This is a genomic window from Mesorhizobium sp. BE184 (assembly GCF_031457045.1).
Taxonomy (GTDB): domain Bacteria; phylum Pseudomonadota; class Alphaproteobacteria; order Rhizobiales; family Rhizobiaceae; genus Mesorhizobium.
On the sequence record NZ_JAVDVU010000001.1, the window covers coordinates 1 to 24,683 of the forward strand.

A 24,683-nucleotide genomic window follows, 5' to 3' on the forward strand; every position below is an offset into this window, starting at 1 on the left:
CCGGACCAGCGCCGGGCCGGCAAGTGCTGACCGCCACACCAGGGGGGTCAATACTGGATGCCGATAGAGGGTCAAAGTTCAACGCCGATTGACACACGGGCGCGCAATGGCGACATCTGCCTGACGAATACGGCAAATGGAACAGCGACTTCCGCCGTTACCGACGATGGGTCGAGACCGGCGGGTTCGAGGCGATGCTCGAAACGCTGGCTGAACTGGTCGAGCGGGATCGAAGCGCCGACATGATCGATAGCACCGTTGTCCGGGCCCATCATTGTGCGGTCGGCATAAAAAGGGGACTCAGGAGGCCGAGGCGCTTGGCCGATCGCGCGGCGGCTTCACCTCCAAGCTCCATGCCGGCTGTGATGCGAAAAGGCCGCCCGCTCGGCTTCGTTCTGACACCCGGGCAAACGCACGACACCCAGGGCTTTGCGCCATTGTTCCGGATGGTCTCCGACCGGATCGAGGCATTCCTCGCCGACAAGGGCTATGACGCCGACGCCATTCGCGAAGAGATCGCCAGCGCCAACGTCGAGGCTGTCATCCCGTCAAAGAGCAACAGGCGCGATCCGATCCCACACGACAAAGCCAAATACAAATGGCGAAATCAGATCGAGCGCCTCTTCAACAAGCTCAAGAATTGTCGGCGCATCGCAACGCGCTACGACAAGACCAAGGAATCCTATCTCGGCTTCGTCGCCATCGCCGCAGTCAAACTATGGATACCCTTTGTCCACGAACGCTAGGAAATTAGCCGCCATTAATCTGCGAAGCACGCGAGACAGCGCCTGCCGACAAAGGCTTTGCACAGCAAAATAACGGTCATAGTGGGTGGTGGAGTGCCCCTCATTTCACCGGACACCCGCCCACTGGGTCTGGGCTCGGAGGAACTCACTCGGGGAGCGCGTTCTCCCCGGAGGCCGGATTTCGATCTTCCGCGGAGTTTGGCTGCGGAGGATCGTCATGAACACCAGAACCACTTACCCGATAACCGACTGCTATGTCGCTTTGGAACAAGAGGTGGACCCGATAGGGGCTGGGAGGCTTCTCAAAGAACGGTATTGTAGCTAGATGTGCAGGTCGGGCTTTCCCTGATGGGGGCCGGTGAGAAACGCTTTCAGCACGCGCGTGGCGACGATGAGATCGGCGGGGTTGATATCCGCCAGCTGTTCGTCCTGGTAGCGCGACAAGTATTCGATCATCTGACGGCGACGCTGTTTTCCGGATTCTGTCAGCGCGAAACGGTGACCATCAAAGATTGCAACGTGGCCGTCTGCCAGGAACTCGTTCAAGGAGTCGTCGACTTCGCGGCGGTCGAGATACATGCGCCTGGCGAGTTCGTCCGCCGTCAGAGGCGCCGACTGATAGAGGCCGGCGAGCACCTTGCTTCCGACCTGGGTGTAGCCCGTCGCCGACCGCCACTCCTCCAAATCGGCGTCTTCCTTATAGTGGGCTTTTGCGATCAGGCTCAAGAACGGCAATTCGTCGAGGCCAGGTTCTTCAAACTTTCGGTCTCGCGCCTTCGCTGCCACTTCGGGGTGGTCTAAAGTAATCCCGTACCGCCCTTGCGAAAAAGCCAGCGGGCTTCCCTCGGAGCGCCCGAACTCGATGACGCGGCCTATCATGATGGTGTGGTCGCCGCCCTCGTGCCGAGCCTCGCAGACGCAATCGAAATAGGCCAGCGCATTGTCGATCAGCGGCGATCCCGTCCCGCCCCTGTGCCAGTCCACCAGGCTGAACTTGTCGTAGCTGGCGCTGGCGAAAGCCTGCGAGACGCCCACCTGATCGTCGGCGAGAATGTTTATTGCGAAATGCGCGCTCTGCCGGAACGCCGCATGGCTGCGCGAGGTGTGCGCGATCGACCAGAGTACCAGAGGCGGATCGAGGGATACCGAAGCGAAGGAATTCGCGGTGACCCCGGCTGGCGCGTCCAAGCCCGGCGTAGTAATGATGGAAACCCCGGTCGGAAAGCTACCAAGCGCACGCCGAAACGCCTTGGGATCGGCGGCGGGGTCTCCGCCCTCGACGATCAATCGTGTCTTGTCAGCCATCGCCTGAACACCTCGAATCTGAATTCATTGCTGAATACACTTTAATCCAGTCCCGCACAACCCCTTTCTTTCCGCCTCGGAGTACGGGCCCGAGGCCAGGCCGCCGTCCGTCAGCGGCTTGACCGGAAAGCGGTGCCGGTACGGAGAAATAGTCGACATCTCCTGGCTGTAACCTCGGCGACGGTCTGCCTCCAGAAGCGTCCTTGGCAGGGTCCCATCCCACAGCGCAGGAGTGCCTTCATCTTATTGAGCCCGACGGGCCTCAGAGCATCGGCAGCGGCGAGTACCTTATCTACGATTATGTTGTCGCTTGGCACTTAATTGAGTTCTTCCTCATATGTGGAACGGCCCTGTTGGCAAGGTATTCTTTGCGCAAAATCCGTCGGACGGTGCAGTCATATGTCCGGCCTCACATGATGATTCCTCCGTCAAGGACTTTTCTTCTGCAATTCGAGGTGGCGCTCTCGTTCCCGCAGATTTCCTGCGAACCTCACATCCGGCGGGAATATTTCCCGACCACTGTCCCTCATTCGGGACGGGAGAGCTCCAAGAGAACGGCACCACTCTGTGAAGACGGCGTCATAGCGCCACGCCGGACAACGGCGACGTTCCCTCGGATTGCAGGGTAGCGCCTGCTCGCAGCGGGCTACCGATCTGATGGCGCTAGGCAGCAGGCTTCATGACCGCGCCTTCGGGCACAACACCATCGCTGACGAACCGCCACAACGCGATCAGCAACTTCCGCGCAAGGGCCACCACCATCACCTTGCGGATACGTCGACCGGTCGCGCCGACGCGTTTGCGGAACCATGCCGCATGTGCGGTGCTCGGCTGGTAGCGTTGCCATAGCCAGGCCAGTTCGACCATCACTGTTCTGAGTCGTCGATTGCCGGCCTTGCCGATGCCTTGTTCGCGGTCGATTCCACCGCTGCTATATGGTGTCGACGCCAAGCCTGCGTAGGCACCCAGCGCTTTGCCGTTGGCGAAACCGCGCACGAAGGCCTCCCGCACCAGCACTGTTGCGCTCTGCACGCCGATGCCACGCAGGCTGGTAAGCTGCTGGATCATCCTGCCGGCCCGATCGGGAGCTTTGCTCTCCGCTACAGCATCGCGTTCCCGCTCGAGTTCTGCAATCTGGCTGAGCACCAATTCGAGCCTGGCAAGCAAGCGCTCAATTTTGCCATGGGCGTGTGGCGGAAGCGGTTCGCCGAGGCCGGTTCGCAGCTCAGCCAAGCGACGCCGTCGATTTTGCAGGAGTGGGTTATAGTCGCCCGCGCCGAGGGTGGCCAAAACAGCACCTGTCGCTTGGCAGCTAATCGGGTTCTTCCTCACTTTGTGTGATTCAGCGGCAACATTCTGGCTCTCATCAGTTCTGGCCCGGCTCGGCCATACATGGCCCGCTTCAGTGTCTTGAGACGGTTGATCTGTCCTTCGGCCTGGCCGTTGCTCCAGGGGAGTTCGATTGCGTTTTTGACGGCATCGATATCCCGACGCAGAACGCTGGCGAAACGCATGATTGCAGTAAGTTCGGTGTCGATGGCATCGTCGATCCATTCATCCAGCGCATCTGGATTCCTGCTGCGCAGAATCCCGTTGAAACGCATGGCCAATCCACGCATCTTGCGGAAAGCTTCTGAACCCTGTTTCAACGCATCGACCTTTCTTGCCTGGGGGACAGTCAAAAGACCGCGCGGCTTGATGCAGAGCGCAGCAGCGACATCTGAAGAAATGACATGGCCAGTATCAGGGTCACGGACACGTTCTGAAACCGTCACCTCCGGCGACTTTGGGTCTGGTCGGACGTTTTCGGCTTCGCGCCACACCTTCAAAAGTCGCTCCAGATTGGAACGGCTTCCGGTGTATCCTCGGTTCCGGAGGTCGTGGAGCAGATGGCGCCCAAGGCGGTTCCCGTCTTTCCAGCATTCAGTCAGGAACGCTTCGAAATACAATGGCGATGTCGGGTTCAATGCAGCGCGGTTCCTATCCCTGGGTGCGTTTGAAGTCAGCCAATTTGTGACGCTCCGGCGCTCATAGCCAGTGCGCCTCGCAATCTCACTGTAGGTGAGGCCCCGCCGGCGTAAAGCATGTAGCATATCGAATATTTCCTGGCGCGACTGTCTATGCGCCATGCGGGCACGGCGGTGTTGAGCAGTGGTGCTGGCTATGGCATCTTCCGACAATATAGGTCTGACGTTGGCATGACCGTGGAGACTCATCTGCTCCTTGATGGCCGTCCTGAGATTTTGAACCAGATGAAAGCGATCGGCCACCTGTCGGGCCTGCGGCGCGCCCTCTCTGGCAGCCTGGGCATAGAGACCGCAGCGATCTCGGCTGACGACCTCAATAGAAGGGCGTTCTTGCAACCATGCTTTCGCGCTCTCAACGCTGCGGTCGTCCAGGACATCGACAACTGCTCGACGCTCGAGATCGACCAAGATCGTGCCGTATCGTGTGGATCGCCGCCAGCTCCAGTCATCGATGCCAACGACCTTGATGTCGGTATCCAGGCTTGAGATCGAAGCCCTTCGTTTGATCTGGCGAAGGATCGTGTCGTCGCTGACCGGCATGCCGAGCCTGCCCATCAAATATTCAGCGGGGCGGCCACCCATGCCGTGGCCGATCAAGTCTACAATCGCCGCCATCCGAGCGGTTCGCCGCGTGTAGGGTGAAGCAATCTCAGGCAACCGGTCGGTGAATGTTCGCCGCTGGCATTCCCGGTGTCTACATTGCCACCGGTTCAGCGCGAGCTTAATTTTCACCACTTGACCCTGAGCCGGCAAGTCTTGAAGCGTGCGCTTGCGCCAACCGTGCCGATAACGGCTTCGCGTTCTGCAATCTGGACAAATTCCTATTGGTTTCGCAACTGCGGAAACAACCCAATTTCCGGAGCTTTCGAGTGAGATGCCCAAAACGTTGACCCTTGGGCCGGGTGACCATTTCGATTTCGTGCGCATCCACGCAGGTAGCAAGTGCGGCGTTAAGGATCTGTTAACCACACAAAGTGAGGAAGAACCCTGCAAGGCTGAGTTCGACAAGATCCGAGCGGCAGTTCCAGGGGTGACAGGTGCGACAAGCAAGGATGCCATGCGCGACGCCCTGCGCGCCTATGAAGAAACCCACCCAGCAGATTGCATTCTTATCCCCAGCGAGGACCAGTTTTACGGGTTTAGCAAAGGGGCTAACCGCCTCGCGAAGCATGTGCAGTGGGTCTATGTTCCTGCCGTCAAGGATGCCACGAAGGAAAATGTGGAAGGGAAGAACACTGCACTGGGGAAGATCCTCGCCCGCACGGTTCGTGCCAAGGTGAAGTTTGACGAGGAGATCAAGAAGCTTAAGGACGAGACGCTCGCGCGGTATCGTGATCTCCTCAAAGACCAGCAGGGCGCGCTGGACGATATCTCCAAGGCCCTCAGCAGACGCCTAGGAGAATGGGCCCACCCTGACGCGACAGCCCGTCTGTCATGGGCTGAAGATGTGAAGAAGTCTGTTCAGGTCGAGGAGCCGATCGCGAGATTGTTGGCGGGGGAAGGCGCGTTCGAGGGCGAACTCGCCCGGTTCGGTCACGGCCTCCAGCGCTCATATCTGCTTGCCTTGCTTCAGGAGTTGGCAGCTGCAGACGATCCTGATGCACCCCGCCTGCTTCTTGGATGTGAGGAGCCAGAACTCTACCAGCATCCGCCTCAGGCCAAGCACCTTGCCACCGTGCTGCAGACGCTTGCCGATGGCAATGCCCAGGTCGTCGTCTCGACCCATAGCCCATATTTTGTCAGCGGCCGCTATTTTGAAAGCGTCAGGATGGTACGCCGAGATGCCGGCAAGAAATGCTCAAACGTTTCAGCAGTGTCATTCGATGACCTAGCCGCGAAGCTATCCAGCATCCTCGGAGAGAAAGTGCTCAAGGCGGATGCGCAGATGGCCAAGTTGCATCAGGCGATGCAGCCCCATCTAAATGAAATGTTTTTTGCGCCCAAGCTCATTTTCGTGGAAGGTCTGGAAGATGTTGCATACATCAATGCCTGGATGATGCTATCGGGGCGATGGGAAGACTACCGGCGCTACGGCGCCCAAATCGTCCCTACCAATGGAAAAGGCTATATCATTGAGCCGCTTGTCATTGCGGATATGATGGGTATTCCTAGTTTCGTTCTGTTCGACGCTGACGGGAACAAGACCAACGAGAACGAACGTAAGAAACACGAAAGGGACAATATAGCCATCGTGACCGCTCTTGGTGGCAACGGAAAGACGCCTTTCCCCACGGAGACTGTATGGGAAGAGCGATACGTCCAATGGCCCCACAATTTCGGGGTCACCCTCCGGGCCGAGGTAGACAAGGGCATCTGGGACTCCACGTTCGGCAAGGTTTCAAAGGGCCTGGGCAATCCGGATGGCAGTTTCGCAAAGAACCCAGTTCATATTGCCGATCATGTTGATCTTTTGATGCAGGAGAAAGCGATCCCGAAGTCGCTGGACGATTTATGCGGACACTTGCTAAAGTTCTGTGCCAGCTAGTTTGAGTTGCCACGATCCCGAAACTAATGCCCTACGCTATCTCGTGTATTTTCACCGTCGGCACGACCTCCGCAGCTATCTCGCACAGGTGCCGATGGTGCGTTAGGTATACGACCTGCCCGACCTGCGCCATCTGCCCAAAGAGCCGGAACACCTCCTCCGAGCGCGGTTCGTCGAAAGTCTCCATGATGTCGTCGGCGATAAAGGGGACGGAAGGACGCGCCGTCGCGAACTCCTCGTATCCGGCCAGGCGCAGCGCCAGGTACAGCTGGAACTGCGTACCCTTGGACATCTCGACCGCAAGCTTGGAGCCGCCATGCCGTGACAAGCCGATCAGCGCTTCGCGATCCTTCTCGGGCCGCGCGGCAAGGCCGGTATATTCGTCGCGTGTGATCAGCCGGAACGCCTCGGATGCCCGGTTCATCATCGCGCTGCGGTGCTTGTCGCGGTAGGCGCGAATGCCGTGCTCGGCGATCAGGCTTCCGCTCCTGAGACGAAGATAGTGCAGCGCCAGATCCTCGATTTCCAGAAGCAAGGTGCGCCGGTTCGCCTCCAGGCGGGCAGCGGCATCATCGCCGCCGATAGCGGTCAGGCGATCTGTTGCGCGCGCCTTGTCTGCAAACAGGTTCTTTGATCGTCCGTCGAGATTTTCAAGTCGCGTGATGAGCTCGGCCAGCTCGCGCTGCAGCTCTGCCAGGTCGGTATTGGCAAGACTGGCCATGGCAGCCTCCAGCGATGGCAGCTGCATGTCACCGACGATCTGCCGTTCCAGTTTGCCCTGCTGCTCGACCAGCTCATCCCTTTTCCGGCAGCGTTCGAGAGCTTGCCGAACATCCGCAAGGGTCTCGGTCTGGAAGAAGTCTGTCAGTTCCTTCTTGCGCGCGGCATTGACCGCTAGTTCGCCGTCCAGCCGCTCGCGTTCGGTCGCCAGGTCGACAAGGCTTTGGTCCCGTTCCAGCCGCTTCGCCTCGACCTGTCTGGCTTCCTCGCGCCGCCGGAGCAGGGCCTTGGCCGCGTCAAGTGGAGCACTGTGGTTAAATGTATCGCCGAGAGCATCATGCAGATGGGCAACTGCGTCGATGAAGGACTTTCGATCTGCCTCCATGGAACCGATGCGATGATGCAGATCATCCTTCTCGCGCAGGGCTTCCGGCAGGCCGGCGATGGCGTCCAGCAGCTCACGGACAGCGCCGACTTTTCCTTCTCCGTTGAACCAGGTGCTTTCGAGGGCGGTCGACCAATCTGTCTGCCACGCATCGGATGCAGTGATGGCTTCGTCGAGCTCCGCTTTCCGTCGAACTGCGGCCGCTTCCAATTCACCGACGCGCTTTTGGGCGTCCTGCCGTTTGGTCTGCATCGCAGCATGGTCCGCAAGGATGGTGTCGGCAGCCTGCATCAGTGCCGCCACGTCCAGACCATCGACGTCGATCCCGACGCTGATCAGGGTCGCCAGGAGCGTATCCTGCTCCCTTGCGAGCGCAGCTTTGGCGTCTTCGGCGTCACTCATGGCACGGCGCAGATCATCCCACGCAGTCAGCGCCGAAGCGCGGGTTTCCGCCCATCGGCCGATCCGTGTCAGCCATGACGCGACGGACGCATCGTCATCCAGATCGATTTCCGCTGGCGTTTCGGTCCTGATCTCGCCTCGCAATGTCTGCAGTTCGTCGTCGATATCCCGCAGCAACTGGCGTTGCCGGTCGACGCTTGCCCTGTTGACCGCCATCCCGGCGGTCAGGGAGCGCAGCTCCTCGAGTTGCCTGGCGCTGTTCAGACGTGCGGCCGCGGCTGCATCGGTCGCTCGCATGCGGGTTTCGAAACGATCGGCCGTTTCCCGATCGAGTACCGACAGATGCTGCGCCCAGGCGTCATCCCGGTCCAGAAGGGCCGCCTTCGCCTCCTCATCATCCATGATGTCGATCGCGTCGCGGAGTGCAGCCAGACGTGCGGCATCTTCCTCCTGCTTCGTCGAGAGGTCTCGTTCGCGCTCGACGATCTGCGAGCGACGCTTCTCCAATTCGCTGTGAGTGAACTTCCAGGATTCGACGCGCTCGGCCGCGGGCGGTGAGATGCGCCGAAGTGCGTCACCGTCACCGGCCCATGGGTGCAGTTCAGTCGTGGCATCCTCGAAGGCTTGGCGTCTGGCGGGGACAGCGCGCTCGGCAAGTCTGAGTTCGGCGACAAGGTTGCCGTCGCGCAAGCGGCGCAGCACCGACTGAAGCTGGGCTATCTTGCCAGCATCGATCGGGGCACCCTGGCCATCGAGCGCCTGCCGGTCACGCTGCTCTTTCTCAACAGCCTGCCGGGCTGCCTCATACTCCTTTTCAGCAGACTGCCGTGCGACATCGACGCCGGATTTCGCGCTGATCAGATCTCGCAGCGTCCCGATCGTCGCCGCCGGTATCAGCAGTGGTTTCGGATCGCTGATGTCCGTCTGACCGAGCGTTGCCAGGATGAGATCGACCTTGCGGTCCGATTCCGACAGCGCCTGTTTTCGCTTCGGCAGATCTTCCTGCGCGGTCACGTAACGTGCGGCTGCGTCCGACAGCTGATCGAGCTGATCCGCCATCTCAAGCAGACGGTTTTCAACCACGAGCCCTTCCAGTTCCTCCCGGACCTTCTGCTCGCGCTGCCTGATGCCAGTCAGCTCAGTTTGAAGCCGCGTCTCTTCGACCATCAGATCGGGAAGCGCGGACGCCCATTCGGCAGGTGGATGGGGCAGGTCCGCATAGTCGGAAAGCTGCTCGTCAGTCCGACGGTAGTCAGCCACCAAAGGGTGAGCCCGCAGGACGCGCGTGATCTCGTTGTGACGGGCCTTTGCCGTCCCGATTTCCTTCATGACGGCGTCATAGGCGGCTTCAGCCTGCTCGAGCGCTGTCGTCAGCGTTCTGTAGGCCGAGGCCTGGACGTCGATATCATCGCGCTGCGATTTGAGGTCCGCGATCTGGCGTTTGAGGCCGGCGATCTTCGTCGAGCTGGCACGCTTGCGAAATATCCCGTCGGCCTCAGTGATCGTGACCTCGAGAATGGAACTGATGCCGGCGAGGCCGGCGCTGGCTGAGAATAGCAACTCCCCCAGATCGCCCTTGCTTTCCAGAATGGCGTTGCCGCCATCCTCCAAGGTCTGATCGTCGAGCGAGAACATCATCCGATAGGCGTCGCGAGTCAGCCCGGCGAGGGGGACGCTCAGCAACGCTTCGTTGACCGGCTGACCTTGCTCGTTCAGCAGCGAATTGCTGCGCTGCTTGACGCGTTTGAATTCATGGACTTGCCCGGCAAACTCGAGGCGGGCACCAATCTCCATGGCCTTGCCTTGGTGCAGGAAGCTGTACTTCGTGCGCTCCTCGATCCCGAACAAAAGATCGAGATAAGCTGCCAGCGACGTGGACTTGCCTGCCTCGTTCAACCCGTAGATGATGTGCAGATCCGGCGTGCCGGCGGCATGCTCCCCGAATTCGATCGAGTAGTCGGTGAACTTGCCGTAGCGGGTGAGGTCGAGCCGACGAACGCGCATCAGCCGATCTCCGAGACTTCCGGTTTCAGCCGGGCCAGCATATCCTCACTGCCTTCCGTCAGCAGCTGGTCGACCAGGGTTTCGAACGCGGCCTCGTCATCGCCACTGAAACCGCGCGCTTCAGGGGGCAGGTCATCGCGCAGTTCGTTGACCAGATCACGCACAGCCTCGCGCACACCATGCTGGCGAATGATGTCGCTGCGCATCAGCTCGCCGAGTTCCAGGATCGGGTCGGCAGTCGTACCTCCGGCGGGAGTGTTGACTGGCGCCGTGGTCGCGATCTCGATCTTCTCGATCCACGCCTTCCCCAGACCCTCGGCGCGCTGTTCAGTTTCCGCCAACAGCAGATCGCGATCGCGGCGCAACTGCCATGCTAGTGGCGTCGCACCCGTCAATTGAAGGCGGGCGACAAGATGGGCCGAGCGTGTCCGATCGCGGGCGACACCTATACTCTGCTCAATGAGTTCGGCCGCCTCTCGCCAGGTTTCGGCGGATGAGAGGTCGACCGGGATCCGTTCGAACTGCGCAACGCTCGTCGCGCGTTCTTCGACGTTGAGGCTGCGATCGTCATTGACCGTGACGAGGGTGATAGACTTTTCACCCGCTTCGTTGATGTCGCGACCTTGCGGCATGCCCGGCATGATCACCATCCGGTCGCCGGCATGTTGGGCGCGAACATGGATATGCCCCAGAGCCCAATAGTCGAAGCCCCAGCCATGAAGGTCGGACGCCTTGCAGGGCGCATACAGATCGTGGCCAGCCGCTCCGGCTAGGCTCGTATGCATGATGCCGATATTGACCGTATCGGGAGTGGGGCGTTGAAATTTCTCTAGTAGGCTTTCCGGGGCTTGAGGTTTGGCAAAACTCAGGCCGTGAACGGAAATGCCAATGTCGCCTCGAGTAAGATTAATTGCCTCGGCACGCCCGCTAAATCTTGTGACCGATGGCGGCAGGATCAGTTCCTGAGTTATTCGCGACATGGCGTCGTGATTGCCGCGGATAATGAAGGTTGCGATGTCGGCCTCATGAAGCCGCTGCAGCTGACTCGCCAGAAACCGGGCGGTCTTCATCGACGTCTGGTCGCCGTCGTACAGATCGCCCGCGATGATCAGCGCATCCACCCGTTCATCGATGCAGAGATCGACGATCGCGATCAGCGCCTGGCGCGTCGCGTCGCCGATCAGCTCGGCCAGATCGCTGTTGCGCATCGCCAGAGACCGGAGAGGGGAATCAAGGTGCAGATCGGCCGTGTGAATAAATCGAAATGGCATGCGACGGTGCGGGGCCTTCGGGCTAGTTAATCGCCGATTGTCTATCCTATCTGCGCCATTGCCAAGAGGGGGTTGGATCCTGAGACGGAATTCCCCTAGGCACGATACTTTGCTTGTTCCGAGTGGACGACTGTCTGTCGGACCCTCAATACCCCGTCACATCTCGGATTGTGGGAACTATTTTGTCGGGGATCCTTGGGAAGGTTTTTCCGGGACGAGCATTGTTCGTCTGCTATAGAGTGTAACCAAGACATTAGTCGCCGCATGGGGAGGGGCGCCTTGGAATGGCTGCTCATCATTGTAGGGCTAGTCGCCTGGCTCATCTACAGGGGCGCAAAGGCGAGGAAGCGCGAAGGGAAAGCAGGATCGCAGCGGGCCGCTCCGAGAGTTCAATTTGATCGTGGAGATGCGCATCGAACTGAACCGTGGAACTCTCGGGGACACGGGTTTCAAGCAAGTGCGCGATCAAAGAACAGTTCGCCTGCCCGATGGGTGCAATCTGGTGAGAGCGTAGTTGTCGGGAGCTTTTCGTTCACGGGTGGCTTGTTCTACCTCGGCGGTCTCCTCCCCGGGCAGAGCAACGGGTCGTGCGGCAACTGCGTGGTGGATCCTGACGCGAAAGTCGCGTCTGGAGGCGAAGACCGCGAAGGGCGCACGATGTCCTATTGGCCATCGTATCAGTCGATCTCGCCCGTTGCCCGCAGAACCTTTTTGTCGTGGCTGGCAGCTGAGCGGGACGATCCCTCGATCGGGATCGGCTACGTGTTTCTGTACTTCTACGGCATCGAGCGGAGGATGTTCGTAGACCAAGCGTCGCATGATGCGCCGGCCCTCATCGCGGAGGTGCGTCGGCTTCTCGATATTTATGGCAGCAACGGATCGTTCAGGGGCTACGCATCGAAATTCCTCGATGCCGCCGAACTGGTCAAAGGCCCCGAAATCTATCGTCCGCCGCTACGGGCGGATCTACGAAACGGTTACGAAATTCCTCTTTCCGTCCGGCTTCACCTGGGGAGGAAACTTGCAGCGAAGGAGCCGCTCGACGCCACGGACTCGCTCCTTTGGATACTCTCGCTTCCGGATACCTATCTCCGTACCCCGGCGACTCGCTGCTTTGAGGAGTTGGCCGAACTTTGGGCTTCCCGGTTCACAGCCCGCTACCCTGCAGGCCTGAAGATCAACGCGCCGAAGACGCGACTCAAGCTCGACTACCGCGCCGCGAGCGGTGGGTTCGAATGCCGCATCGATATGAGCGACGGGACGGGGCCTCTGCCCGACATCGCGGCGGTCTCTGCTCCGTTGGACGGCCTCCGGGATATGCTGAACGCCTGCACGGAGGAACTGGCCCCATACAGCCGTCTCCTCGGCAGGAACCCCAACGCCAAAGGCACCATCGAAGCGACTTTCCTTCTGCCTCCGGAACTGATCGCATCTCCGACAGCGATGGGAAGAACGCTCCTGACGAGGATCGAACAGATATTTGGCGACCGCAAAGTCGCCGGCGTCCGGGTCACACAGCTCGCGAAAGCCCTCTCGCTCGAGGTGGAGGCTGGCGGAAAGCTGCCCTCCGGACTGTGCAATCATATCGGGGCCTTTCTTGATCGGATCGACATCGGGATGGAACCGGACCGGAGATACGGCTCGCGAAACCTCGAAGCTGACGGATATGTTCTGCTCTTCAGGGCGCCTGGAGGCGCCAAAGTCGACGGAGATGCCCCGGCATATGTGGCTGCGAGGGCCATGGTGGACGTCGCGGTGCTGGCGGCCGCTGCCGACGGCAAGATCGAGGCGACCGAGTACGAGTCCATCAAGACCGAAATCCGCGCCATGCCGGATCTGGGCGGGATCGAACGTGCCCGTCTGATCGCATACGCGAGCACCCTTCTGAAGGATGTCCCCGGTCAGCAGGGCGCCCTCAACAAGATGAAGAAGCTCGCCCAGCCCGCCAAGGAGGCGGTGGTGAGGTCAGCAACGGCTGCGATCCTCGCCGACGGTCATGCTGGTCCGGACGAGGTGAAGTTCCTCGAGCGGCTGTATCGGACGCTGGGATTTCCGATCGAAGGCGTATACGCCACGCTTCACCGGGGTTCGGTCGTGATCGATGAACCGGTGGCGGTCGCGTCGGAACAGCGCGCACCTGGCGTTCGTATTCCGCCGTCCCCGGTTGAGGCTAGTCCAGTGCGGGGGGTGAAGATCGACCATGCCCGCCTTGAGCGGCTCCGGTCAGAAACCGCGGCCGTGTCGGACTTGCTTGCTGGCATTTTCGTCGAAGAAGCGCCTGCGCCAGCTCCGGAGCAGACGGTACTCGCACCAGTCGTGGGAACGGCCGTGCGGTTTCCGGGGCTGGATGCCGCGCATGCCGCCTTGCTCGGACGACTGCTCGAGAGCGAGGGTATGGATCGTTCGGAACTGGATGACCTTGCCAAGGACCTCCGGCTGTTGCCTGACGGGGCGATCGAACGGATAAATGACTGGGGCTTCGATCAATTTGACGAGGCCCTGATCGAAGAAGACGAGCGCGTGACGATACCGGATCATCTCCGTGAGGCATTGCGAGAGGCAGAAGCAGCAGAATGACCAAGGCCACTTCCATCAAGCCCCGGGACCGTGACGTAATCCTCCAGGCGCTGGCAGCCGGAGTGGTGCCGCGAACCGGGTTGAGACACGTACAAGTTGGTCGGGCGGCCGAGGTAGGTGCACTCGTCAGGGACATCGATCGCCTAGCTGATGGGGGAGCCGCGATTCGGTTCGTCATAGGCGAGTACGGCGCCGGGAAGACCTTTTTCCTGAACCTGGTCCGCCTTATCGCTCTCGAGCGGAAGTGCGTCACCATCCACGCGGACCTTGCCCCGGACCGCCGCATCCACGCATCGGCAGGACAGGCGAGGGGCCTCTACGCCGAGGCGGTCAGGAACATGGCAACCCGGACCAAGCCCGACGGCGGGGCATTGGCCAGTGTGGTCGAGCGTTTCGTAACGGACTGCATGAACGAGGCCAGTCAGAAGGCGCAGCCCGTCGAGACTGTGATCGACGAGCGGCTGGCGCACCTTCAGGAACATGTCGGCGGCTACGACTACGCCACCGTGCTAAAGGCCTACTGGCGGGGAAGCGAGGAGGGAGACGAGGTCCTCAAGGCGTCAGCGCTCAGATGGCTCCGCGGCGAGTTCTCCACCAAGACGGAGGCGCGCCAGTCGTTGGGAGTGCGCAACATCATCGACGACGACGGTGTCTACGACGCCCTCAAGCTCTTGGCAGCCTTCGTCAAGCTCGCCGGGTACTCCGGACTGCTGGTCGTCTTCGACGAAATGGTGAACCTGTACAAGCTTCAGAGCAGCCAGGCCCGGAACCAGAATTTCGAGCAGATCCTGCGGATGCTGAACGACGTGCTGCAGGGCAATTTCGGGGGGATCGGATTCGTTTTTGGCGGAACGCCGGAGTTCCTCATGGACACGCGGCGCGGGCTGTACAGCTATGCGGCGCTTCAGTCCCGCCTTTCCGAGAATGCCTTCGCGCAAGGGGGGCTGGTTGACCTTTCCGGCCCGGTTCTCCGGCTTCAGAGCCTCACGCCTGAAGACCTGATGATCCTCCTGACGAACATCCGCCATGTCTTCGCATCCGGCGATCCGGCCGCTCACCTCGTACCCGACGAGGCGCTGCCCGCATTCATGGACCACTGCAACCGCCACGTCGGTGAGGCATACTTCCGTACCCCCCGGAACACGATCAAGGCGTTCGTTCAGTTCCTGGCGGTTCTCGAGCAGAACCCGGGCACGCAGTGGCACGACCTTGTCGCGCGAGTCGAAATCGCTCCAGATGCTGAGGCCGGCGGGCAGGGGGATGCAGATCAGACGGGCGACGGCGGGGACGACGAACTTGCCTCAATCCGGCTCTGACCCGACCGGATTCGACAGGCTGCACCCTGAAATCCGGCGCTGGATATGGGAGCAGAAGTGGGAAGAACTGCGGGACGTCCAGGACCGAGCGATCTCCGCGGTCCTGGACACGGAGGCGGACGTTCTGATCGCTGCCTCGACAGCTGCGGGCAAGACCGAGGCGGCGTTCCTGCCCGTGCTTACGAAGGTCGCCGATCGAAAGGGCCGAGGTTTCTCGGTCTTGTACGTCAGCCCGCTGAAGGCACTCATCAACGACCAGTTCCGGCGGCTTGATCAACTGGCCGAGCGAATGGAGATCGATACCGTCCGCTGGCACGGCGACGCGCCTCAGTCAGCGAAGCAGCGCGCCCGACGTGATCCCCGCGGTGTGGTCCTGATCACGCCGGAATCCATCGAGGCCATGCTGATCCGGCGGCCGGGGGACGCGAAGGTCATGCTGGGGTCGCTTGACTTCATCGTTATCGACGAGCTGCACGCCTTTCTCAAGGGTCCGCGCGGGCTCCATCTGGCGAGCCTACTACGCCGTATCGATGCCCTGTCCGCCAAGCCGGCGCGACGAATCGGCCTGTCGGCAACCATAGGCGATCTTGCAGTGGCCGCTTGCTGGCTCAACCCCGGTCAGCCGGAAAACGTGAGGGTGGTGGAGTCGTCTGCGGACTCCCCGGAACTCAGGCTTCAGGTCAGGGCATACAACGATCCCGAGGAGGTGGAGGATGCCGACGGGCTTGAGGCCGAAGAGCGGCAGGTCGCGCTGGATCTGATCGCTGATCACATGTTCTCGGTCCTTAGGGGCGCGAACAACTTGGTCTTCGCCGGATCGAGAAAGCGGGTGGAAGCGATCGCCGACCGTCTGCGCACGAGGTCGGAAAAGGCCTCCGTCCCGAACGAGTTCTTTCCCCATCACGGCAGCCTCTCCAAGGAGCTTCGGGAAGAACTGGAAGACCGATTGAAGAAGGGCGACCTGCCAACGACGGGCGTTGCGACCACGACGCTGGAACTGGGCATCGACATCGGGTCGATCAAATCGGTGGCCCAGGTTGGCGCGCCGCGCTCGCTGGCTTCCTTGCGTCAGAGGCTTGGTCGAAGCGGCAGAAGGCGAGGAGTTCCTGCCGTTCTCAGGATTTATGTACGGGAGCGCGTTCTCGGCAAGGGGTCTGATCCTGTGGACCATCTGCATCTTGAGACGGTAAGGGCCGCCGCAGCTGTGCGTCTGCTGGTGGAGCGCTTTGTCGAGCCACCGTCGATCGATGCAGCCACCGCAACAGTCGCGCTTCACCAGACGCTTTCGGTGATTACGCAGGAAGGGGGAGCCAAGGCAGGTAGGCTCTACCAGATTGTCTGCTCGTCCGGCCCGTTGTCCTCGCTGACGAAGGCTGACTACGCTGAACTTCTGCGCGGCATGGCATCCACGGAACACCGTCTGATCGAACAAGCGCCTGACGGGACAATCATGCTCGGCGAACAGGGGGAAAGGCTAACCGCCTCTCGGGACTTCTACGCCATCTTCTCGACCGACGACGAGTGGCGTCTCGTTTCGTCAGGGCGAACGCTCGGCACTATTCCGATCTCTAACCCGGTCGGCGTCGGCGTTGTCATTGCCTTCGCTGGACGGCGCTGGCGGATCGAGACAGTGGACGACCGCGGCAAGGTTCTCGAAGTTGTTCATCACCGATCGGGCAAGATTCCCAAGTTCGACAACGTCATGAACGAGCCCGTTCACGACCGGCTTTCTGCGGAGATGAAAGCTGTACTGGAGGACACGTCGAATCCCGGTTTCCTCGACGCTGCGGCGAACGGCTATCTGTCGGAGGGAAGGGCTGCCTTTCGTAGGCTAGGGCTCGGTTCCGGGAGCCTGGTCCCGGCCGGAAAGGACACGCACGTGTTCACGTGGCATGGGAGCGACGTGAACTCTGTTCTAGGGTTTGCTTTCGCTTCCGCGGGGCTGGACTGCGCTGTGATGGACGTGGGAGTCACCGTGCTGGATACTGAGCCGGAGGTTGTTAACTCGATCATGTCGCAGATCGCGGCTGCTCCACCGAACCTAGATTCCATCGCGGACTTCGTGGAAAATCTGCAATCAGCAAAGTTTGATGAGATGGTGCCGGTTACTCTCCTGCGAAGACTTTGGACCAAGGGTAGGCAGGGCGTTGCCGACCGCATGACGAATGTGGTTCGAGAGATAGTGCGAGGAAGTCGTTAGCGCCCTCTTCCATGCCCAGCGCAAATCATGTCAAAAAATCCGTGTTTGGCGCGGAAAATTTGAAAGGATTTGCCGAAGTCATTTAATCATGTTGAAGAATCCGTATTAAGAGCGGATAGTGAAGCATGGTTCACGATCAGCGATCCGCCCTGGCCGCCTACATCGCCAGCCTGCTGTCCGAAGGCCGAGTGGTCTTCGCAAGCGAGCAGGCAGAACGGACCCTTGGCGTCGGACGCGGTGCATTCCTTGATGCCGCCGAGCGCCTTCAACGCCGTAAGGCGCTGATCAGGCCTCGGCAAGGGTTCTATGTCGCGGTGCCCCAGCAGTTCGCATCCTGGGGTGCGCCGCCGCCCCCTTGGTACATCGATGCCCTGATGCGCCACGAACAGCAGCCCTACTATGTAGGCTTGCTGAAGGCGGCGGAACTCCACGGGGCCACGCATCAGGCCGTGATGGAATTCCAAATCGTCACCTCAAAACGCATGCCGAAGATCAAGGCTGGCCGCAATCTGATCGTCTTCTATTACCGCAAAGACATCGCAGCAGTGGGGTCGGGTATCGAGGATCGCAAAACGGATACAGGCAGAATGAAAATATCCTCACCCGCCCTCACGGCGCTCGACCTCCTGCGCTACCCACAGGCAGCGGGCGGGATCGACAACGTCGCGACAGTGCTCACGGACCTTGCCGAAAAGATCGATCCGTCTCAGCTCGCCGCGCTGTCCGACGCGGCCGAGCGGCCCGTCGTCCAGCGTCTCGGCCATTTGCTGGAACAACTGGGCCACGCGGATCGCGCCAAACCGATGCACGCTGCGCTGACGGCGCGCGGCGCCACGCCGTGGACAGAGCTCGACCGCGATGAAACGCGTGATCCGGATTTCACGCCGGCACCGCAGGAACAAGACGATCGTTGGCGTGTGGTCGTGCGCCGCACGCCGGAGGTCGATGAATGATTCCCGCTCAGAACATTGTCGCCTGGGGCAACGTCGTTCCGTGGGCCGATCAGCGTCAGGTCGAGCAGGACCTCATCATCAGCCGCGCGCTCATCGACATCTTCAATGACGATCTCCTGTCCGCTGAACTGCGTTTTCGCGGCGGCACAGCGCTGAACAAGCTGCACTTCCCGGAACCGCTGCGCTACTCGGAAGACATAGATCTCGTGCGAACGACCGCAGGCCCCATCGGCCCGATCTTGGATCAGCTGCGTGTCGTACTCGAGCCGTGGCTCGGACGTGGGCAATTCGATCAAAGCCCGGTCGCTCCCAAATTTCGCTTCCGTGTGGAAGCGGAAGACGGAAGCGGCATTCCCATTCGCCTAAAGGCCGAAATCAACACGCGTGAAATCGAAGCCTACGATCCGCCGCAAGCGATGCCGTTTCGGGTGGACAATCCGTGGTTTTCTGGCGAGGCTGCGATTTCGACCTTTTCTCGGGAGGAATTGCTCGCCACCAAGCTGCGGGCTCTCCTCCAGCGTGACAAGGGACGTGATCTCTACGATCTTTCCCATGCCCTGGATGTGTTCGATGGACTTGATGTTGATCGGGTCACCGAGATGTTCGGCCGTTATCTTCAGTTTGGCGGCCAATCGATATCTCGCGCCCAGGCCGAGGAACGGATGTTCGCCAAGCTGGCAAATCCGCGACTGCTGACGGATATGCGGCCATTGCTGCCGCCGGCGAAGGCGGAGGCCTTGTCGGACGACGCCACCAAGGAGGCATTCGAGCGAGTATTCGAGGGTCTCATTGCAAGGATCGCCGGCGATAGGTGGGTTCGCACCGATGAGATGAAGGAAAGGTTTGGTCTGACTGGTCCGTCCGCTCAACACCGCCCCTCGCATCGTGCGGAGTGACGAAAACCGGATGCGATCAATCGCTCTGCAGGTAATGTTGAAGCTAGCAAAGACATTACAAAGTGCAGGTGCACACAGGCTCGCAGTCCTCGCAAACGCTTGCCCAAAGATCGTCCTCCATGGTGCGTCAACTCTATCGCGGGGCCGTTGGTACTAGTCTGGAACTATGTCGCTTGGCGCATTTGCTATTACAGATGCTGTAAGGGCGGCGGGGTCGGCTTTGTATCGCTTTGCCCAATCTGCCACGTTTACCGGTCGGTAGCTGACGTTTGAACGCCACCTGTCGAACACGGATACGTCGATAGTCTCGTTGACCCGCGTGTGCGTACCGCGCTCGCCCTTGAACGGCGGCGGTGCGATATCGCGGAAGTGGCGCTTGCTGAAGCCTTTGTAAACTCCGTTCATGAAGTCCGAATACGAGTCGGCGATGGGCGCCTGATGAGCATCGGGATCGACTTCCACGTCGTATCGGAAGGACAGACCAAGTTGCTCTGCCTTGGACTTCAACCATTTGAGCGGCGCTTGAACCAAGAGGTCACCACTGTATCCACCCCCAACGCTTCCGTGGTTTCCCGGAAACCACCTCTGCTCAACACTGCCGAGCGAGCGCGGCGCCGCTTGGGTGGTGCTAAGCACAGTCCACGGCGTAGGCGCGAACGAGAGCCGGTGCTCATCAACTGCGAGCGCATGGAAGGCATGCTGTATTGGCACCCGCAGCCCGGTGTGCAGCCAACCAAAACTTGACCTACTGACGCCCTCAAAGCTGAACCAAGGGACCCCGAGTGCACCGACTGTGTCCCACACTCCTACCATCTTCACTGTGACGGGCATCGAGTACCGCAGCATCCAACGCTCTTCGAGACTGGGGTTTTCTAGGCCGCCGGCCGATTCTTCCGCCGCAAGCTTCCAAATTGTCTTATCGTCAGCCCTGCGATAACGTTCGAAGAGTTGAGCGACCCCAAGCGGTGCCCCCGGTTTCAAGAGTCCGTATTTGGCGATAAATCCCGCCAAACTTCGAGCAGTAAACGCCCCTCGACTGAAACCGAAAATGAAAATCTCGTCTTCTGGATTGTATTGGCCGACGAGCCACTCATAAGCGTCAACGACATTGGCGGCGACGCCCTTGCCGAACATCCCGCCCCAAAGTCCGTTCACCCCAATATTATAGTGGGTGAGCTGGGGGACCCCATCACGCCCATGCGCCGCACACAAAGCTGCAAGACGCCAGACGTTCGTGTTGCTCTTGGTATTATTCCACGTTCCATCAAGGAAGATCGCAATGCGTTTCCTCGGGGAGCGCACGCTTGCAGTCGACATCGGCGCGCCTCGCTAAGTAGAATCGTCCAATAAGGCTAGCATGACTCGGTGGCCAAGCGCGTTCCCAGATTTTGGGAGCTTGATTGCGATAGCCTGGCCGGTTGTCCGAGCCAGCCGAGTGAATTTTCGCAAAACGAGGTCAAAGCCCCTTTCATCTCACTTTCTAGAGCAAAGAATGTTCACGATACGTTCTTCCAAAGTCGCATAATTGGCAGTATGGGACCGGGACCGGGGTCACCCTCCGTTCGATGAAATAGCGCCTAGATTGCGAGCGCCCAACCTTGAGTCGCCGCTTGGGGAAGGAGGAGACGGCAATGACGACCTGTCTGGATGTTACCGGTGGTTTACAAGGCGCAACACGTTAGATGCAAAACCGTTATCTCCGTGACGTTTCCCTTGGGCGGCGAGCCATGCGCCCGGATGAGCTCACTGCTCCTCCCAGAAATCTATGTACAAATGCCTTTGCCCCGTCGTTCTCCGCAGCCGATGGCGAACTTCTCGATCTGGTCCAGAGGCAGACGTTCGGCTTCTTCTGGGAAGGAGCACATCCGCAAAGCGGCCTTGCACGCGACCGCCAGAAGACGACCGGCGATCCTGACAACGATCTCGTCGCTATTGGTGGTTCCGGGTTCGGCATCATGGCGATCGTGGTCGCCGTCGAGCGTGGATGGGTCTCCCGCGACGAGGCGGTCGCCCGGCTCGGCACAATGCTGTCTTGCTTGGAAAAGACTTCGCGATACCACGGCATGTTCCCGCATTTTATCAACGGGCGCACTGCGGAGACCATTCCCTTCAGCCGAAAGGACGATGGCGGCGACGTGGTCGAAACAGCGTTCCTGTTCCAGGGGCTTCTCTGCGCTCGTCAGTATTTTGACCGCGCTGCGACCCGGGAGCGGGATCTTTGTCGTCGTATCGACCGGCTTTGGCGTGAAGCCGAATGGGACTGGTACAGGCGCGACGGCGGCGCCAATCTTTACTGGCACTGGAGCCCCAGGCAGGGCTGGGCGATGAACCGGAAAATCACCGGTTGGAATGAGGGCCTGCTGGCCTATGTGCTCGCCGCCGGTTCGCCGGATCATGCGATCGACCCCGAGGTCTATCACCAGGGGTTCGCGTCAGGGCCGGGTTTCCGCAACGGGCGGAGCTACCATGGCATCGAACTGCCGCTCGGCATGGATCGTGGCGGCCCTCTGTTCATCGCGCACTATTCCTTCTGCGGCCTCGACCCGCGCGGCCTGATGGATCGCCATGCAGATTATTGGAAGCAGAATGTTCGCCACACCCGTATCAATTACGAGCACTGCATTGCCAATCCGCACGGCTATGTTGGATACGGGCGGGATTGCTGGGGGCTGACGTCCAGCCACGGCCCCAAAGGCTATGTCGCCCATGCGCCGGGCAAGGATACCGGCGTGATCACCCCGAGCGCTGCGCTTTCAAGCTTTCCCTACGCACCGGACGAAGCAATGCGGGCGCTGCGGTATTTCAAGACAAAGCCCAGACACCGCATCTGGGGCCGGTTCGGCTTCGTCGATGCCTTCTGCGAGAGCCGGGACTGGTATGCGCGGACCTACCTCGCGATCAACCAAGGCCCCATCGTCATCATGATCGAGAATCTCCGGACCGGCCTGCTCTGGGACCTCTTCATGAATGCGCCGGAAGTTCAAGCCGGTCTGCGCAAGCTGGGTTTTACCAGCCCGCATCTGTCGCAAGGCCGAGACGCAATGGCTATGCTTCCGATGTGACGCTGACCTCAACCTCCATGGCAACGAAGTCCTCTGGTGCGCCGACATAGCCACCGACGATCGGCATGATCTGACGGTTGCTGCGGGCGACCGCGACCGGGACCAGGCTGGCTCCACCCAGCCGGCGATGCGTCGGGTCGAAGGCAATCCATCCGGCGCCGGGAAGATAGACCTCCGCCCAGGCATGTGTCGAACCGGGATCGTCGATGCGGGCTTCAGCATCGAACAGATAACCCGAGACGGCGCGGGCGCCGAAGCCGAGATGGCGTACCGCCTCGATGAACAGGGCGGCGATATCGCGGCAGGAGCCGCTTGCCAGCGCCAGCGTTTCCAGCGGCGTCTGCGTTCCTTCCTCGTCGCGGACGCGATACGCCACGGAGCTGAGGACGCCCGCATTGAGATCCTTCAGCAGCGATAGCGTGTCGGTCGACGCGCCGCGGACGAAGGCGTGTGCCCATGCGTCCAGTCTTCCTTCGGGATCGTCATGCTCTGGGATATTCAACGCGCCGAGATCGGCCAGGTCATCGCGGGAATATTGAAACGGGAAGGAATGCGCCTCGGGCGCGATCCGGAATACTGGCCACGCCTCGGCCAATTGTTCGACGGTCAGATTGCTGGTGATGACCAGTTCGGAGGTCGCCTCCGCGAACGTGCCGGTGGCGATCAGATTGCCGAAAACGTCCTGGGTCCAGTCGAGTTGCGCATCAGGAGAGCAGACAAGCGAACTTGCCAGTACGACGACGTCACGGCTGCTGCGAGGACGGAGCATCATGCGATGGGGCTGGAGCACGACAGGGCGCGCGTAGCGGTAGGTCGTCCTGTGGTTAATCGCCAGCTTCATGCGCCCCGCCGAAAAGCTTTCTGCAGCGCCGTCATCCTCGATAGAACTCCATGCGAATTGCTCCGAGGTTTGCTCTCGGCGTGACACGACAACGCAGTCCTAACATGATTGTTGCTGCGCTGCACAAAAAGATCGGCAAGACGCCGCTTGCCGCTCACAGCGCGGTGTCAAAAGCATGTGGGAGGCGGCCGTCCTGGTCGCCTCCCGCCTCCTGGATTGTTATCGTCAGCCCTTGATTGCGATCCGCTTGGCCTGCGATTGTGCCTTGGCGGTCTTGGGCAAGATCACCGTCAGCACGCCATTGCGGAAATGTGCATCAACCTTGTCCTGCTCGACCTCGTATCCGAGCGGGATGCGGCGCTCGAACCGGCCGTAAACTCGCTCGGAGAACTGGCGGTCCTCGTCCTCAGTCTCCGAACGCTTCTCACCCTTGAGCGTCAGCACACCGTCATCGAGCAGGACCTCGATGTCCTTCTCCTCCAAGCCGGGCACCTCTGCCGTGAGGCGGATTTCCTTCTCAGTGTCGGAAATCTCGACGCTTGGCCAATTGGCGCCACGCGAGGCAAAGCCCCCGAACGACGGCAGCCGCGTATCGAAGCCGCGGAAGACGTCGTCGAACAACCGGTTCATCTCGCGATGCAGTGCCATGAAGGGATCCCGGTCGTTCTCGCGATAAACGGCCGGTGTCTGGTTGGAATCCCGTCCCCACGGGATGAGATCACGAATGGTCATCTGTCTTCTCCTTGTGCTTGCAATGTGCAGAACGACCCTGGGCGCCGGCAATGCTGCCGGCGCCGGGAATCGTCGCGTCTCTGGTGAGCGCCTTACGCGGCCTGCTTGTTCGCCTCGACCTGCGCGACCGTCGGCGCTGCATCGCCGGCTGCTATGGCGATGCGCCGGGGCTTCATCTCCTCAGGCACCTCACGCACCAGGTCGATGATCAAAAGGCCGTTTGACAGCGAAGCCCTGCCGACCCTCACATGATCGGCAAGTTCGAAGCGGCGGGCGAAACGCAGCGCCGCAAGCCCGCGGTGCAGGTACTCGGCGCCTCCCTCTTCCTTCCGCTCGCCGGTGACGACCAGAAGGTTCGGCTCCAGCGTGATGTCGAGGTCGCCCTCGGCGAAGCCCGCTACCGCGATGGTGATGCGATAGGATTTCTCACCGGTGCGAGCGATGTCGTAGGGCGGCCAGTTATCGACGGCCTGAAGCCGGCTCGCGTTTTCGAGCAGGTTGAAAACCCGGTCAAAGCCGATGCTCGACCGGTAGAGCGGGGAGAAGTCGAATGCGGTTCTCATAGCTATATCCTCCAATGAGCAACATAGACATGAGGAGCGCCAAGAAGCCGGCGTTCCCTGACTGTACCGGCCCCGTCTGGCGACCGGCACATGGGATTTGGGAACTGTTTTTTGTTGCGTCAAGACCCCGAAGAGATGCTGAAAGCGAACGGGAAACTGTCAGGGCGAAACATCGCTCGGAGGCAGCGTGGCCACTGC

General features: G+C 60.5%; 16 protein-coding genes and 1 pseudogene. 8 read left to right on the forward strand and 9 right to left on the reverse strand.

Translation table 11 applies throughout. The annotated features are described in order from the left end of the window. The first annotated feature begins 116 nt into the window (after window positions 1–116). Window positions 117–746, forward strand: a complete 630-nt coding sequence (locus tag J2X35_RS00005) for an IS5 family transposase (RefSeq protein WP_310183653.1) — start codon at window positions 117–119, stop codon at window positions 744–746. A 321-nt stretch (window positions 747–1,067) separates the two neighbouring features. Here J2X35_RS00005 and J2X35_RS00010 read toward each other — a convergent pair whose 3' ends face one another. From J2X35_RS00010 to J2X35_RS00020, 3 genes and pseudogenes are all read right to left on the reverse strand, one after another. Beyond that, window positions 1,068–2,051: a flavin reductase gene (locus tag J2X35_RS00010; protein ID WP_310180076.1), complete on the reverse strand. Its 984-nt coding sequence runs from the start codon at window positions 2,049–2,051 to the stop codon at window positions 1,068–1,070. Window positions 2,052–2,714: 663 nt separating this feature from the next. Beyond that, window positions 2,715–3,353, reverse strand: a pseudogene (locus J2X35_RS00015) (transposase); the annotation flags it as partial. Between the two features lie 26 nt (window positions 3,354–3,379). After that, window positions 3,380–5,005, reverse strand: coding sequence for an ISL3 family transposase (locus tag J2X35_RS00020; protein WP_310180081.1), 1,626 nt, complete (start codon window positions 5,003–5,005; stop codon window positions 3,380–3,382). On the opposite strand from J2X35_RS00020, the gene J2X35_RS00025 reads away from it, so the two are divergent. After that, window positions 4,953–6,563 carry an AAA family ATPase gene (locus J2X35_RS00025; RefSeq protein ID WP_310180084.1) on the forward strand — a complete coding sequence of 537 codons (1,611 nt, stop codon included), beginning with the start codon at window positions 4,953–4,955 and terminating at the stop codon, window positions 6,561–6,563. The genes J2X35_RS00020 and J2X35_RS00025 overlap by 53 nt on opposite strands. A gap of 31 nt (window positions 6,564–6,594) precedes the next feature. On the opposite strand, the gene J2X35_RS00030 is transcribed toward J2X35_RS00025, so the two are convergent. Both J2X35_RS00030 and J2X35_RS00035 read right to left on the reverse strand, forming a co-directional pair. Next, on the reverse strand, window positions 6,595–10,074 hold the full coding sequence (locus tag J2X35_RS00030) for an AAA family ATPase (RefSeq protein WP_310180087.1): 3,480 nt from the start codon (window positions 10,072–10,074) through the stop codon (window positions 6,595–6,597). Then, a complete protein-coding gene (locus tag J2X35_RS00035; RefSeq protein WP_310180090.1) occupies window positions 10,074–11,345 on the reverse strand; it encodes a DNA repair exonuclease in 1,272 nt (423 codons plus the stop codon). The genes J2X35_RS00030 and J2X35_RS00035 overlap by 1 nt, the downstream gene beginning before the upstream one ends. Window positions 11,346–11,609: 264 nt before the next feature. Here J2X35_RS00035 and J2X35_RS00040 point away from each other — a divergent pair, with 264 nt between their 5' ends. The 5 genes from J2X35_RS00040 to J2X35_RS00060 all read left to right on the forward strand — a co-directional run bounded on the left by J2X35_RS00040 (window position 11,610) and on the right by J2X35_RS00060 (window position 19,287). Next, window positions 11,610–13,922, forward strand: coding sequence for a TerB N-terminal domain-containing protein (locus J2X35_RS00040; RefSeq protein WP_310180093.1), 2,313 nt, complete (start codon window positions 11,610–11,612; stop codon window positions 13,920–13,922). Next, on the forward strand, window positions 13,919–15,238 hold the full coding sequence (locus tag J2X35_RS00045) for an ATP-binding protein (RefSeq protein ID WP_310180096.1): 1,320 nt from the start codon (window positions 13,919–13,921) through the stop codon (window positions 15,236–15,238). The genes J2X35_RS00040 and J2X35_RS00045 overlap by 4 nt, the downstream gene beginning before the upstream one ends. Then, window positions 15,183–17,438, forward strand: a complete 2,256-nt coding sequence (locus J2X35_RS00050; RefSeq protein WP_310180098.1) for a DEAD/DEAH box helicase — start codon at window positions 15,183–15,185, stop codon at window positions 17,436–17,438. The genes J2X35_RS00045 and J2X35_RS00050 overlap by 56 nt, the downstream gene beginning before the upstream one ends. A gap of 125 nt (window positions 17,439–17,563) precedes the next feature. Next, complete coding sequence (locus tag J2X35_RS00055; RefSeq protein ID WP_310180101.1) at window positions 17,564–18,391, forward strand: type IV toxin-antitoxin system AbiEi family antitoxin; 828 nt, start codon at window positions 17,564–17,566, stop codon at window positions 18,389–18,391. Next, the gene (locus J2X35_RS00060) at window positions 18,388–19,287 is read left to right on the forward strand and encodes a nucleotidyl transferase AbiEii/AbiGii toxin family protein (protein WP_310180103.1); all 900 of its coding nucleotides are present in this window, start codon (window positions 18,388–18,390) and stop codon (window positions 19,285–19,287) included. The genes J2X35_RS00055 and J2X35_RS00060 overlap by 4 nt, the downstream gene beginning before the upstream one ends. 153 nt (window positions 19,288–19,440) lie before the next feature. Here J2X35_RS00060 and J2X35_RS00065 read toward each other — a convergent pair whose 3' ends face one another. Further along, window positions 19,441–20,604 carry a DUF2235 domain-containing protein gene (locus J2X35_RS00065; RefSeq protein ID WP_310180105.1) on the reverse strand — a complete coding sequence of 388 codons (1,164 nt, stop codon included), beginning with the start codon at window positions 20,602–20,604 and terminating at the stop codon, window positions 19,441–19,443. Between the two features lie 410 nt (window positions 20,605–21,014). Here J2X35_RS00065 and J2X35_RS00070 point away from each other — a divergent pair, with 410 nt between their 5' ends. Further along, window positions 21,015–22,349 carry a glucoamylase family protein gene (locus J2X35_RS00070; protein ID WP_310180107.1) on the forward strand — a complete coding sequence of 445 codons (1,335 nt, stop codon included), beginning with the start codon at window positions 21,015–21,017 and terminating at the stop codon, window positions 22,347–22,349. On the opposite strand, the gene J2X35_RS00075 is transcribed toward J2X35_RS00070, so the two are convergent. The 3 genes from J2X35_RS00075 to J2X35_RS00085 form a co-directional block, all read right to left on the reverse strand. Beyond that, complete coding sequence (locus tag J2X35_RS00075) at window positions 22,333–23,190, reverse strand: transglutaminase family protein (RefSeq protein ID WP_310180108.1); 858 nt, start codon at window positions 23,188–23,190, stop codon at window positions 22,333–22,335. The genes J2X35_RS00070 and J2X35_RS00075 overlap by 17 nt on opposite strands. Before the next feature lie 225 nt (window positions 23,191–23,415). Continuing rightward, a complete protein-coding gene (locus J2X35_RS00080; RefSeq protein WP_310180110.1) occupies window positions 23,416–23,922 on the reverse strand; it encodes an Hsp20/alpha crystallin family protein in 507 nt (168 codons plus the stop codon). A gap of 92 nt (window positions 23,923–24,014) precedes the next feature. Beyond that, window positions 24,015–24,485, reverse strand: coding sequence for an Hsp20 family protein (locus tag J2X35_RS00085; RefSeq protein ID WP_310180113.1), 471 nt, complete (start codon window positions 24,483–24,485; stop codon window positions 24,015–24,017). Window positions 24,486–24,683: the final 198 nt, after the last annotated feature.